This is a genomic window from Paenibacillus sp. Dod16 (assembly GCF_049893405.1).
Taxonomy (GTDB): domain Bacteria; phylum Bacillota; class Bacilli; order Paenibacillales; family Paenibacillaceae; genus Paenibacillus_AQ.
This window is the reverse complement of the sequence record NZ_JBNDYG010000009.1, coordinates 1-13,005: the sequence shown is the minus strand read 5'-3', so window position 1 is coordinate 13,005 and position 13,005 is coordinate 1. Positions and strand designations below refer to the sequence as shown.

Sequence of the window (13,005 nt, the reverse complement as noted above, 5' to 3'; positions counted from 1 at the left end):
AATAAATTGAACGGAACAGGGGCATCCCGCAAGGTCCATGAAGACCTGCGGGATGCCCCTTTATTTTGTCCGGAGTTTAACGTTAGCCGTGATCGATCGCCTGCATCGTCATGACCGCTTTTGCAATCAGGTTTGTCTGATGCTGGATCTCGATCTCCATCTTGCAGGTACGGCGGCTGATCTCCAGCAATTTTGGCATAATGACGATCGGATCCTCGATCTGCACGGGCCGGATGAAATACGTCGACAGATGGTCCAGCACATGATCCCAGCCGCTAATATCCTTGGCCGCTTTAACCGCAGCTTGGCTCATGACGGTCGTGAGCACCCCTTGCGAAATCGTTCCAAGTTCTGAAGCCATTTGGGGCGTGATAAAACCGTGAAAGAACAAACGCCCTTCCTCATCCCGATCCTCTGCAATCCCATTCCAGATCAGCTGATCAAACGTCTCGCCAAGCTGAGGCTGGTTTCGCGCATCCCGCAGTGCTCCTAACACTTCTTTACGAGTAACCGTTGCAAGCAGCTTGCGGTTCCGATCCACAATCGGAAGAAAATCGATCCCTTCCCACATCATAATCTGCGCCGCAGATGCGAGCGACGTTTTCATGCTTGCCGTTACCGGATTGCGGGTCATCGCTTTCTCGATCGGCTGAGTTTCGGCGAGCCCTTCCACATCCCGAACCCCGACGATGCCGATGACCCGGTTCCATTCGTCTGTTACCGGATACCGGATTTGCCCGGTCGCCTGTGAAATCCGTTTGAATTCCCGAACGGTGACGGAGTTTTTCAACTGGTGATTCTTCGGCTTATCATGAGCGATATCCTCCACCAGCATAATTTTCTTCTTGATTAATCGGTCAAAAATGGCGCGGTTAATCATGGAGGCGACGGTAAACGTGTCATGCCTGGACGATATAATGGGCAGATGCAGCTGGTCTGCCAGCTGTTTCACTTCCCGGCTGGTTCCGAAACCGCCCGTAATCAACACGCCCGCCCCCTGCTCGAGTGCCAGGGAATGGGCATCTTCGCGGTTACCGACAATCATGAGGCTTCCGGCATCGATATATCGAATCATCGCCTCCACTTTCATGGCGCCAATCACGTATTTATGCAGGCTTTTATTAAGCCCTTCCGCACCGCCAAGCACATGCCCTTCCACAATTTCAACGACATCGGCAAACGTAAGCTGCTCGGATATGTTACGCGGCTTCCGTTCCACACGAACCGTGCCGATCCGTTCCTTCGTGACCACGATGCCCAGGCTTTCCGCTTCCTTTACCGCCCGATAAGCGGTTCCCTCGCTGACGCCCATCTCTTTGGCCAACCGTCGTACCGAGATTTTGCTTCCAACCTTCAAACTTTCAATATGCTGAACCAATTGCTCGTGTTTGGTAATCGTATCATCTCGAACGTCCAACTGTTACACCCCCAGAACACTATCTGTACCATACTGTATCTATTATATCACGTCCTATGAAGCTCCCATACCCGTCAGACACAAAAAAACCTCCCCTGAAGGTTAACGGATGGGCGATCCAACCGTACCCCTTAAAGGGAGGTTTTTGTTCGTCACAGCTCTCGCTGTGATCCAACGCTTAATTGGCTTCTTGGCTCTTCTGTTCCTCCGGCCATTTCAATTCCCATTGACGCAATTTCTCCTTGCGGATCTCATCGAGCGCTTTCTGTTTCGCTTCATCTACACCGATAAGGTAATAGAGATGCGAACCGATCACAAGCAGGGCAAATCCTGCCCAGACTGCACCGAACAGCGAAACCCATGAGAACCCGCCAGAGAAAGAAATGCTGGGAAGGGCGTATATCAACATGCCGAGTGCAACCAATAAGTAAGCGGTGTGTTTAAACTTGTTCTTCTTTTTTTTCATTGTAAACGCAGCTCCTCTACTCTCTGAAATCTATATTTCTACTCTATGAGGAGCTTGCGCAATTTATGAGACAAGTTTTTAAAAATGTACCGAATTTGTGTTGATGTTTATTGTCCGCAGCCTTAAAAAAGGGAACGTCTAGGGTTGGGCTGGACCATACAGATGCTGAAGACTATCCGATATAATCTTGTTCACGTCTTCGATGATGACACTCAGACGGCGCTCAGCGTCGAACAAGCGGCGGATGTTCAGGTTCAGGCTCAGCACCTCAAACTGCTTCTCCATCTTCTCCATTTCGTCCTGTGCCGGCATATCGCCGGACATCATGCGCTGTTGAAGTTCCATCTGGCGCTGTCGGAAGTCATCCAGCATGCGTCTGCTCTCCGGATCTGCATCCACGAGTTTCATAGCAGAGGTAATTTCTTCTACCTCCTTGCTTTCCTTCATCGCTTTTGCCAAATCATGTGCCTTGTCATAAATGTTCATTCGTAATTCCTCCAATATATTCGGCTTAAACGCCGTATTTGAATTCGCCTCTTGCCTTAATCCTTACTCCATCAAAATTGTTATCTCCACAGTATGGTCAGCATGGATTGGAACAATCCGATCACTCCGCCCAGCAGCACCCCAAGCCAGGTGATGGCCCTGAATTCGCGGCCGGACACACTCAGGATGATCTCTTCCAGCCGCTCAATCGGGAACTTCTCCACCTGCTCCTGAACGAGCTGCGGTAAGTTTACAGCCTTCATGGCCGCCGGGATGCTTCGCTCAAGGAAGCCCAGTCCCTTATCGAGCAGTCCAGGCAGAGCTGCTTCGATGGCAGGCATTCGCGGTCCAATCAGCTCGCCTACGCGAAGAGACTCGATTTGCTTCATCCACTTGGACCAAGGAAGCTTGTCATCCAATGTGCGGGAGATCCAAGCGAGGCCCGGCTCACCAGCGGCATGTTCGATGATATTCCCCAGCGGCATCTCACCGTAATACGACAGCTTTCCTGAGATAATATCCGTGATGGTCTTGCGGATCTTCTCACCCTCCAACTGCTGAATCAGCATGGGCGTCAGCTTCTGGACCAGTTTATCCTCATCCACAAAGATCGAAGCCATCGTCCCCAAAAATCCGCCTGCCTTATCGATGAGTGAAGAAGCCACATCCGATAGCATAAGCTGCCCCTTCGCGGACAACAGCGTGCTCCTCAGCTCCTTCAGCACAATATCGGCGGCAGCCCCGCTCCAGCCCTGGATCGTTTCCTCGGACCAACCGGGAACAAGCTCCTTCAGCGGCTTTGCCTCCAATCCGTATCCGTGCCATACTGCTGCGGCACCCCGGGCTGTGAGCTGGCGGGCCGATTGTTCGGCACGGACCTTCAATTGCTCCCACTGTTCGGAACTCCATACCTTAAGCGCCAAGTCTCCGAAGCTCAGCTCCGACTGGCTCCATTCCTCCAGCTTCCGATAGAGGCTGTCCTCTATCTTACCCCGAAACACCGGCTTTCGAATAAGCTCCTGCAAGCCCTCGCTTGTCACCAGGTAATCCGAGACCACACGTCCCAACGACTCGGCTATTTCGTCCTTGCGCTTTGGAATGAGCCCTGGCGTGAAGGGTACGCGGCGGCCCAGGATGATTTTTTCTTCACGGGGATGAAACAGCATTTTTATTGCAAAGTGGTTCGTGATGCCGCCAACAAAAGCAGCAACGCACACGTTCACCAAAATAAACAGCCAGTTCTGCATTTTCAGCACTCCTTTTTCCCGAGCAGTACAATCACCAAGGGATATATGTCCTCATATGATGCATTACATGCAATGATCAGATGAAGTCTTTTGTCTGTTCACTTAAGTATCCAGTTGTTGTCGGAAGGAGATCCATCATGCGCAAATCCAAGATCAAATCCAACACCAAATCCAAGATATCGACTCAATTAATCCGCTCAGCCCAGCTTTCGGATAACGATATCAAGCTTGGTGACCGGCTCATCAGACAGCTCCGTATCCCGACAGATTCGAAGGTACAGCTTGCCTTTGGCTCCTTCAAGCAGGAAGTCCGCGTTATCTCAGGAGGAAAATCGAATTCGCTGGCCCTAAGCCCTTCGGTATTCAGCCATTCGGGACTTCTTCCTCGTACCGTCATGAATGTCAAATATTATCCAACGGAAAGAACGCTGAAGCTCGGTCCGCTTATCGGGATCATGGTCAGCCGATATCAACCGGATGAACCTGATAAACCTTTCGGATCAATCTCAGCTTTCTGCCTGGAAATGGTCAACGCGGCCAAAAAACAGGGCGCATATGTATATTTTTTCACACCTGACATGATCGGTTCGAACCCGTCGACACTTGAAGCCATTGCTTATGACGCGGGATGGAAAAAGCTCAGCGTTCCAGCTCCGGACGTCATTAATAACCGGCTGTCTACCCGCAAACTGGAGAATAGTCCTAGCGTACAGCATTTTATGAGAGAAGTAAAATCGCGATTCGGCACCCAAATCTTTAACGAGAAATTTCTCGATAAATCGGATGTCTTCGAGGCACTCGGGCCTGATGTGAAACTGCAGAAATATTTGCCCGAATCCTATTTGCTCAGCGGTTATCCGACGCTCAAAAAAATGTGCGCCACTTATCGGACGGTCTTCCTGAAACCGGTGCGGGGTAGTCTGGGGAAAGGGATCATCCGGATATCCCGCCAAGAGAACGGCAAATATCAAACGATGACCACCTCTCTTGAAGGAAGCAAGAAGAATACCTACTCCTCACTTCCAAAGCTGTTCAGCAGCTTATCTGGGAAAATAAAAAAAACGCGTTATCAAATTCAGCAAGGGCTGGATTTGATCCGCATCAACCGGCGAAACGTTGATTTTCGCGCGCTTGTTCATAAAGACAAAAACGGCAAGTGGGCAGTGACTTCGGTCGTGGCCCGTATTGCCGGCGGAAACCATTTTGTTTCCAATCTTGCCAGAGGCGGTACGCTATCTTCCGTCAAGGACGCACTTGCCATGAGCAGTATTCCGTTAAGCTCCAAACAAACAGCCCCCGCCCGAATGAATCAAGCGGCGCTCGATATTGCTCATGGACTGGAGGCTGCCATTCCCTATCATTTCGGGGAGCTCGGCATTGACTTGGCAATTGATACGGCTGGCCGCATTTGGCTCCTGGAGGTCAACTCCAAGCCGTCCAAAGGTGAAAATGCACCGCTGAATGCCGACTCCAAAGTAAGACCGTCAGCCGTCCGGCTCGTTCAGTACTGTCAATACTTGACGGGGTTCTAAAAAAGGAGAACATTATGTCGTCAAACAAGATAGGCACCCTGGGTGTCATGGTATGCCGCAAACCGGGCTTCCCTCCCTTCGCAGAGAAGGAATTCCTCCGTGAACTTAGCTCGAAGGCCAAGGGACTCGGCATGCAGGTATTTGTTTTTTGTCCGGATGATGCCTCTCCTGCTTCTGGTGTTGAAAGCTCCATAGACAGGATACAAGGATATCAATTCAATCCTGGAAAAGGCTGGAGTTTCGGCACCTTTCCTCCTCCAGACGTCATCTATGACCGATGTCTGCACCGAAACGGTGAGGAAACGGCTGCCGCCGGTGCGTATCTGAACCGAATGCTGCAGCAGGGCGTAAGACTGTGGGCACGCGGTCTGCCCGGCAAGCAGAAAGTGCATCAACTATTAAAGCGCTCCTCCGCCTTAAGGCCATATCTGCCGGCAACCTTAAGTTATACCGGAGCGGAATCACTGAGCAGGGCCCTGCTGGCTTTTGGCAGCGGACTTTTCATGAAGCCTAGCGGAGGCTCTCAGGGTCGTCATACTTTGTACCTCGCTTTGACAGATCAACAGCGTGTCAGACTGCAAGGAAGGAACCGGAGCAATCGCATGTTCCAGCAGACTATTCCCGCACAAGAGATGAACGAATGGGTGAGTCGATTTACCGGTCGACGCCGGTTTATCATTCAACCCTATCTGGAGCTTCATAACCGTAACGGAGATCCGTTTGATATTCGGTCATTGGTTCAAAAGAATGACCGCGGCAGATGGTCCATCACAGGAATCGCTGCACGGCAAGGCGTAAGCCAAGGACTGACCTCGAACCTTCACGGGGGAGGCACCGCATTTCCGGCCCTTCCCTATCTAACGGCCGATTTCGGAGAAGAAAAGGCCATGAAGATCATTCAGACCATCCGAGATCTGTCCGCTCAGCTTCCATCTCTGCTCGAAGAAGGATTCGGCCGACTTGGCGAGCTGGGAATCGATTTTGGCGTGGATACAAAGGGACGGGTCTGGATCCTGGAGGTTAATTCCAAACCGGGCCGCCGCGCATTTACACTAACGGGAGATGGTCACGCAGCCCGGCTGTCCGTCGAACATCCGATTCAATACGCCCGTTATTTATTGCTTCGACAACTTAGGAGGGTAAATACATGAGTTTGAATTTCGGAAATATTCATTTCTCGCAGCAGCCCGAAAAAGTCGTCTTTTTATCCGGTTCGCTTCTAAAGAGCCTGGGGCTATCAAGCAGGAAATCGATTAAGCTACGCATCGGGACCAACACGGTGTCCGCTGCTGTAAAACCGATCGATCGATCGGGGAAACACATCTATTTAAGCAACGGTGTCCGCAACGGTATCCACGTTCCCAGACAGGGCCCTGTCTATATCCATTCCCCCCGTGAAGGAGAAATCGAGCTGGGGCCCGTGGTTGGGGTTCTCTCCGACGGACCGCATAATCCATCCAGCCCCTTTGGAGCCCGAACCTCGTATATTCGTCAGCTTCTTCGTGAGGGCAACAAAAAAATGTTTGTATATGCCTTTGCCCCCCGGGATATCAACTGGCAGCGCGAAACGGTGCATGCCTATATGCTCGGTTCCGGCGGCGGTTTTGTCCGCAAAACCGTTCCGCTCCCTAATGTCGTCTATAATCGCCTGCCTAGCCGAAAAACCGACTTCTCCCCTTTTACCAATCAACTGAGAGATCGGTTTCTGAAGCGCAACATTAAATTTTTCAACTGGGCCTTCTTCAATAAATCCGATGTGTACTCCCAGCTGGACGGCGACGTGCAGGCAGGCAAATATTTGCCGGAAACGCATAACAATCCTAGTCCCGAGCGGATTAAGGATATGATGGAGCGCCATAACTTTGTATATTATAAGCCCTCAGCCGGAAGCTTAGGCCTCGGGATTTACCGGTTAACCTATCTTCCCAAAAAAGGATACTTTGCGCGATATCACGGAAACGGGGGTAACACCCTTCTCAAGTTCCCAAGCTTTAACAGTCTGATGCGTATGCTACAGGCCAAGCATGGCTCCAAGCTGCGTAACTATGTTATCCAGCAAGGAATCCGCCTCATTGAAATCGATGGCTGCCCTATCGACTTCAGATTTCATATGCATAAGAACAGCAAAAACCGGTGGTCCGTGGTTGGTATCGGCGCCAAAAAAGCCGGTCGGGGCAGCGTCACAACGCATATCAAGAACGGGGGCTCCTTGATGACGCCGGAGCAGGCGCTCAGCCGGGCCTTCGGCTCCAAAGCTCGGGATGTGCTGGAGCGTGCCAAGGACGCCGCCATCGCGATGTCGGAGGCCATCGAGAATCATCATCCGCATCTGTTAGGAGAAATCGGGTTCGATATAGGAATAGATGATAACGAGAGGATATGGATGTTTGAAGCGAATTCGAAGCCGGGCCGATCGATATTCAACCACCCTTCTCTTAAAGGGGAAGGAAAAGCATCGGTGGAGCATATATTTGAACACAGTATGTATCTCAGCGGCTTCCACAGGGGGAATGACTCGTGAATAACCGAGTGGAGAGTGATGGAAGACCGGTTGTAGCCATCCTGACCATGCACGACTCGCATACGATGTTCAGAGGCAACCGGCAAAACTTTCAGGAAATCATCAAAACGGGAAAGGATATGGGCTTTATCGTCTATGTGGTCACCGTACGTGATCTGAAGCTTGATACCGGTACTGTCAAAGGCTATATCCTGAACAGCGACCATTCCTGGGAGCAGAGGCTATGCCCTCTGCCCCAGGTTATATATAACCGGATCCCTTACCGAGAGGATGAAGCCCTTCCCTGGGTCCGACGCAAAATCAAGGAATGCCAAAAACATCCCCATATCGATATCTATAACCCACACTTCTTCAATAAGTGGCGTCTCTTTGCTTGGCTGAACAAATCACGGTTAACCAAAAAGTGGGCACCCTTGACAAAGCGATTGAAGGGTTACCCTACTTTATATGAAATGATCAAGCGGAAGCCCTACCTGTATCTTAAACCAGAGGACGGCAAGGCCGGGCAAGGAATCATGAGGGTGCGGTATCAGAAAAACAAATCGCTCCCCTACCGCATACAAATACAGAACAACAAAAACAGCACCACCTACAAAGCAGCCTCCTTAGAGCGGCTTTGGAACCGTGTTTATCAGGAGACTAAAGGAAGCTCATACCTGATCCAGCAAGGAATCGAGCTGGCCCAAGTCCACGGTCGCGCCTTCGACCTCCGCATACTTGTGCAAAAGAACGAGTACGGCTCCTGGGCAGTTACAGGCATTGGAGCTCGAATGGCAGGCGCCAAAAGCATCACCACACATGTTCCTCGCGGAGGAACGATTGAGGATCCGGAGAAGCTGCTGCCGATCGTGTTCGGTCAGGAACGGTCTGACGCCATCCTTAGCGAAGTTAAAAAAGCAGCCGTGCATATGGCACGGCAGATTGAGAAGAGCTCTGGTCAGATCCATGGCGAAATGTCCATGGACCTCGGAATTGATAGCGAAGGCGTTCTCTGGTTCTTCGAAGCCAATTCAAGACCCATGAAATTTGACGAACCCGCGATCCGGAAAAAGTCACTGGAGCGGATTTTTCAATATTCCGAATACCTGATCAATCAAAGGTAGGCCCTGCATCAGCCAGAGCAACGGTTAAGAAAGACATGAAAGGAGGGGATCGTGTGGAAATCTCATGTCTAGCTCTCTCAAGCCCGGAAGAATGGCCGCATGCCAGACAGCAGTGCAGCGAATTCTTCCGGCGGTACAGCAACAAACGCCTAACCCGCGAAGGTTACCAGCGCCTGGCCTTGCTATCCTATGACGAGCTGCTGCAGCCCGGTACCTCGATCATGGCCGCTACGGTTCGAAGCGATGTCGGCCGCATACCTGTGGGGATGTGCTTTGCGGCGGATTATGGGGAAGGTGCCTGCATGGTTGCTGTACACCCTCTATACCGCAACCGGCATATCGGTTCTTCCCTGATCCGCTCACAATTATCCAAATTCGGGCGGCTGCGATGCAAAGTAGCCGCCGATCATTCGGCAAGTTTGCAAATGTGCTTTCATGCAGGGCTACAGGCCATAGCGCTTGAGCAAGGTCCGACGGGCAAACCTACGCTCGTTATGAGCGGAACCCTTCCCCTGCACCCATTCCACAGTTCTTCAGCATCTCGTGCTGACTCTGTTCAAGAAGGTGAACTTCTGTGTCAAAACCCGTCTTAGGTATTATGACGTTATACTTGGATGAACGGAAAACGCTGGAGGAGCGGCATATCTACGAGCATATGATCAGGGAAGGAAAAGCGATGGGCCTTGACGTTTACGTCTTCACCCCCGCTGACGTTAACAGTGCGCAAGGCCTGATCAACGCCATGGAATACGATCCGGATCGCCGGAGATGGGGCCGCAGATGGCGCTCGTTTCCCAATATGATCTTTGATCGCTGCCGCATTCAAAAGAGCCCTCGCTTTCAACAGCTGCTGCGCTTTCGTTCACGCTATCGGCATTTACTGTTTCTGAACAGACCTTTACGCAACAAATGGACGATTCATCAAGTATTATCCACCAAGAAACGCTTCCGTCCCCATCTGCCGGATACTCGGATCGTAACCAGCACAAGCGACATCCACCGGATGCTCAACGTTCATCCTACCGTCTATTTTAAACCGATTAACGGAACGGGCGGACGCGGAATTCTGCGGATTACGAAGGTACCTGGTGTTGCGGGCACGTATGAAATCCGGGGACGCAATTCCAACCGGAGCATCATCAGACCGAAGCGAATGCCTTCAGGCCATTTGGCGCAATATCTGTCGGGCTGGGGCAATAGAGATCGATATCTGGTTCAAGAGGGGATCCAGCTGGAGCTGCCGGATGGAAGAGTGCATGATTACCGGATGCTCGTACAGAAAAATGGATCCGGTCAATGGCAGGTGACCGGCTGCGTTGGACGCGTCGGAGCGCCGAAAAGCGTGACCTCCAACCTGCATGGCGGCGGGCGTGCGACCATGATGGAAGAATTGTTAAGCAAATGGATCGCAGATCCGGCAAAGCGCGCCAGCATCCGCGAGGAAGCCGACTCCCTCGGTGTGGATGTGGCCCAATTTCTTGACGGACAGTATGGAGGCTTGTGCGAGATTGCCCTGGATCTGGCCGTGGATAAAACCGGAAGAGTTCTTCTTCTCGAGGTGAATCCGAAGCCATCAAGGGAAGTCTTCTCTCAAATCGGCGATATGGCTGCATACCGTGAATCGATGGTAAGGCCTTTAGAATATGCACTGTGGGTGTACAGCCAGAAAAAATCCGCGAAAAATGCTTAAGTTAATTCGTAGAAAACCGTAATTAAAGAATCCAAAAAACGCGCAAAGGCTGTTTCCAAGAGGGTTGCTTGCTACCCTTGGAAACAGCCTTTGTGACTCCTATCTATCTATTCGGCTTGATCGTGAAGCCTCAGCAGGTGTGAAAAAGAATGAATAACGACATCTGATCCCTTAAGCTCCTGCTCCCCGCCAAAGCCTGCATAGCGGCAGCCAATGACGGTTTGTCCGTTCTCTTTGCCCGCCTCCACATCCGATGACCGGTCCCCTACCATCCAGGCGTCCCGGATATCGTGATCATCCAGCAGCAGCCTAACCAAATCCACCTTGGAAGCCGTTCCATGCTCTCCGGCACTGTAGACTCCTTCAAAGAGCGACATGATCCCTCTCGCTTCAGCTATGCCTTTCACATAATGCTCCAGGCCGTTGCTGGCAACAAACAATCGGACGCCCCGACGATGAAGCTCCTCCAGCGTCTCCTTCACCTCAGGATACAATACGGCTGCTTCATTGCTTAAGCCTTCGAGCTCAAGCTGCAGCAGCAGCTCGTCTGCACGTCGATGGGCTGCCGGCGTTCCATTCGGTATGACAATCTTCCAAATGTCTTCGAGCAGCATTCCCAGACATCCAAGCATGAGCTCCTCATCCGGCGTTTCCCCTTCATAGTGCCCCTCTTCACGCAAAATATCGAACAATTTGTGATAGGCGGGCAGCAGCAGGGTCTCCGTCTGAAACAGCGTTCCATCCATGTCAAATATCATCGCTTCCGGCTTGATCAACGTTGCTGTATTTTCCAATTTGGTCCTTCCCTTCGCTCCATATAATCTGATTCTAGTCTAATCTTTCCTCATCATATAGGAACCATATCACATCTGCAAACCCCAATTCCTCATTACTTTTGATCTTCTGTACATAAAATATGCATAACCGAGGGAGCTTTATCGTTGTTATACATATAACGCGTACTAACGAGAGGAGGATTTACATGCCTGGCACAAGGGAGTCTGAACCTGCACCGCCAATCAGGCAGCTGGAAGTCGAGCTGATCGCAGAGCTGAGCCGCTATGAGCCCCATGAACAAGCTGCGATTCTCAAGCGGATGGTGTGCCGCCTCAAGAAGGGGCGATATGTCCGCAGCCCGATCATAATTGTTAAGGATATGATCCGGACGCCGCTTGTATGGCTGCTGCTTTCCATGGGAGTGATGATTCCCATTCTATTCTATCTCCTGTTCGTTTGGGTATCGCTGGCGGTTGAAGGGTAAAGGCGGAACGAAGCGCTATGGTTTATATTCCGGGCGCCGCCAGATCATTAAAGTAGCGGCGTACCATGCCGAGGTAACAAACGGCAGGTACTTGAGACCCTTCAACCCGCTCTCGTCTCCTCCATATATGATGTGCGACATAACGGCAATCGCTGCATTCAGAACGACCCCGCCTGCAAAACCTCCAATTAAAGCCATAACCACCGCGGCAAGGCTTCTCATGTTCGTGCTACCCCTTTTGTTCCCGTCGATCGGACGGGAGGACACCACGCGCCGTATCCACCGCAAGCCAGAACAATCCGATGGCGATGACCGGATGCAAGTCCCCGGCGCCAGGCAGGTTGGCGGTGAGGTATTGGCTGAAGACCAATAACAACAGAACCAGCGATTTCCATTTATACGGGGCAGGCAGTTTGCCTGCAATACCAAAAATCAGCATGAGGACCGGCACGATTTCAAAAAAATGGACAAACAGGGTATGGCTTCTCCACATCGATCCATCGTCAAACAGCGCCATGCCGGCAAACAGCGTCTGAATGGCAATACAAACAACAAATATCCATGCCAGCCCTAACGATATCCATACGACCAGCGGTGTTTTTCCTACAGCTTGTTGCGTCATGTCGACATCCCTCTCTTGATTCAAATATCTTTACGAAATCATCCTATCACCGAAATGTTGCGATCTTGTGATGATGGCTTGCGGATTCCGTGAAATTTTCCAATTGCGGCTGGAAACCGTATATAATGGGGTGGATTTACGGCTGAACCTAACGAATCAAATGGAAAGGCAGGATCCTTGCATGGCACATACCTTGCTTCTTGTGGACGATGAACGAAAAGTCATTGAGTTTATGGAGCCGTTCCTCCGGCAGGAGGGATTTCACATCATTACCGCTGCGACAGGCACGGAGGCTTTGGCCAAAGTGAGGGACTTTAAACCGTCGCTGGTCGTATTGGATTGGATGCTGCCGGAATTAAGCGGCATTGAAGTATGCCGGGAGCTCAGAAAATCAAGCCGGGTCGGCATCATTATGGTTACCGCCCGAGTTGAGGAAACCGATAAGCTGATCGGGCTGGAGGTAGGAGCAGACGATTACATGACCAAGCCTTTCTCCCTCCGGGAACTGGCCGCGCGTATCCGGTCGATCCTTCGCAGAATAGAAGGCGAAACGGTTACCGAAGAAATGCTGAAGCGTGGCGAGTTGATGATCTCGGAAAAAGAAGGCGAAACGGTTACCGAAGAAATGCTGAAGCGTGGCGAGTTGATGATCTCGGAAAA

At 51.3% G+C, this 13,005-nt stretch carries 15 protein-coding genes; 8 read left to right on the top strand and 7 right to left on the bottom strand.

What is annotated here, in order from left to right; genetic code table 11:
* Nucleotides 1-82: 82 nt before the first annotated feature.
* The 4 genes from ACPV3A_RS09580 to ACPV3A_RS09565 all read right to left on the bottom strand — a co-directional run bounded on the left by ACPV3A_RS09580 (nt 83) and on the right by ACPV3A_RS09565 (nt 3,616).
* Nucleotides 83-1,417: a DRTGG domain-containing protein gene (locus ACPV3A_RS09580; protein WP_426199234.1), complete on the bottom strand. Its 1,335-nt coding sequence runs from the start codon at nt 1,415-1,417 to the stop codon at nt 83-85.
* Between the two features lie 178 nt (nt 1,418-1,595).
* Nucleotides 1,596-1,883, bottom strand: a complete 288-nt coding sequence (locus ACPV3A_RS09575; protein ID WP_076324342.1) for a hypothetical protein — start codon at nt 1,881-1,883, stop codon at nt 1,596-1,598.
* A 138-nt stretch (nt 1,884-2,021) separates the two neighbouring features.
* A complete protein-coding gene (locus ACPV3A_RS09570; protein WP_071218055.1) occupies nt 2,022-2,369 on the bottom strand; it encodes a YlbF family regulator in 348 nt (115 codons plus the stop codon).
* An 80-nt stretch (nt 2,370-2,449) separates the two neighbouring features.
* Nucleotides 2,450-3,616: a DUF445 domain-containing protein gene (locus ACPV3A_RS09565; protein ID WP_220684123.1), complete on the bottom strand. Its 1,167-nt coding sequence runs from the start codon at nt 3,614-3,616 to the stop codon at nt 2,450-2,452.
* A 137-nt stretch (nt 3,617-3,753) separates the two neighbouring features.
* Here ACPV3A_RS09565 and ACPV3A_RS09560 point away from each other — a divergent pair, with 137 nt between their 5' ends.
* From ACPV3A_RS09560 to ACPV3A_RS09535, 6 genes are read left to right on the top strand one after another with little or no spacing between them, the layout of a single operon-like run.
* On the top strand, nt 3,754-5,148 hold the full coding sequence (locus tag ACPV3A_RS09560; protein ID WP_194544203.1) for a YheC/YheD family protein: 1,395 nt from the start codon (nt 3,754-3,756) through the stop codon (nt 5,146-5,148).
* Between the two features lie 14 nt (nt 5,149-5,162).
* Nucleotides 5,163-6,299, top strand: a complete 1,137-nt coding sequence (locus tag ACPV3A_RS09555) for a YheC/YheD family protein (protein ID WP_426199229.1) — start codon at nt 5,163-5,165, stop codon at nt 6,297-6,299.
* On the top strand, nt 6,296-7,669 hold the full coding sequence (locus ACPV3A_RS09550) for a YheC/YheD family protein (RefSeq protein WP_071218051.1): 1,374 nt from the start codon (nt 6,296-6,298) through the stop codon (nt 7,667-7,669). The genes ACPV3A_RS09555 and ACPV3A_RS09550 overlap by 4 nt, the downstream gene beginning before the upstream one ends.
* The gene (locus tag ACPV3A_RS09545; RefSeq protein WP_194544205.1) at nt 7,666-8,772 is read left to right on the top strand and encodes a YheC/YheD family protein; all 1,107 of its coding nucleotides are present in this window, start codon (nt 7,666-7,668) and stop codon (nt 8,770-8,772) included. Before ACPV3A_RS09550 ends, ACPV3A_RS09545 begins: the two co-directional genes overlap by 4 nt.
* Before the next feature lie 53 nt (nt 8,773-8,825).
* Nucleotides 8,826-9,365: a GNAT family N-acetyltransferase gene (locus ACPV3A_RS09540; RefSeq protein WP_194544206.1), complete on the top strand. Its 540-nt coding sequence runs from the start codon at nt 8,826-8,828 to the stop codon at nt 9,363-9,365.
* A complete protein-coding gene (locus ACPV3A_RS09535; protein ID WP_194544207.1) occupies nt 9,347-10,462 on the top strand; it encodes a YheC/YheD family protein in 1,116 nt (371 codons plus the stop codon). The genes ACPV3A_RS09540 and ACPV3A_RS09535 overlap by 19 nt, the downstream gene beginning before the upstream one ends.
* A 107-nt stretch (nt 10,463-10,569) precedes the next feature.
* On the opposite strand, the gene ACPV3A_RS09530 is transcribed toward ACPV3A_RS09535, so the two are convergent.
* Complete coding sequence (locus tag ACPV3A_RS09530) at nt 10,570-11,256, bottom strand: HAD family hydrolase (protein WP_426199226.1); 687 nt, start codon at nt 11,254-11,256, stop codon at nt 10,570-10,572.
* 188 nt (nt 11,257-11,444) lie between these two features.
* On the opposite strand from ACPV3A_RS09530, the gene ACPV3A_RS09525 reads away from it, so the two are divergent.
* Nucleotides 11,445-11,723: a hypothetical protein gene (locus ACPV3A_RS09525; protein ID WP_426199224.1), complete on the top strand. Its 279-nt coding sequence runs from the start codon at nt 11,445-11,447 to the stop codon at nt 11,721-11,723.
* Nucleotides 11,724-11,738: 15 nt separating this feature from the next.
* On the opposite strand, the gene ACPV3A_RS09520 is transcribed toward ACPV3A_RS09525, so the two are convergent.
* Together ACPV3A_RS09520 and ACPV3A_RS09515 are read right to left on the bottom strand one after the other, a co-directional pair.
* Nucleotides 11,739-11,945, bottom strand: coding sequence for a DUF5957 family protein (locus ACPV3A_RS09520; protein ID WP_071218045.1), 207 nt, complete (start codon nt 11,943-11,945; stop codon nt 11,739-11,741).
* A 7-nt stretch (nt 11,946-11,952) separates the two neighbouring features.
* Nucleotides 11,953-12,345, bottom strand: coding sequence for a DUF6220 domain-containing protein (locus ACPV3A_RS09515; protein ID WP_426199222.1), 393 nt, complete (start codon nt 12,343-12,345; stop codon nt 11,953-11,955).
* A 181-nt stretch (nt 12,346-12,526) separates the two neighbouring features.
* Here ACPV3A_RS09515 and ACPV3A_RS09510 point away from each other — a divergent pair.
* Nucleotides 12,527-13,005: response regulator transcription factor (locus ACPV3A_RS09510; protein WP_426199220.1), on the top strand; the 479-nt coding region annotated here is incomplete at its 3' end.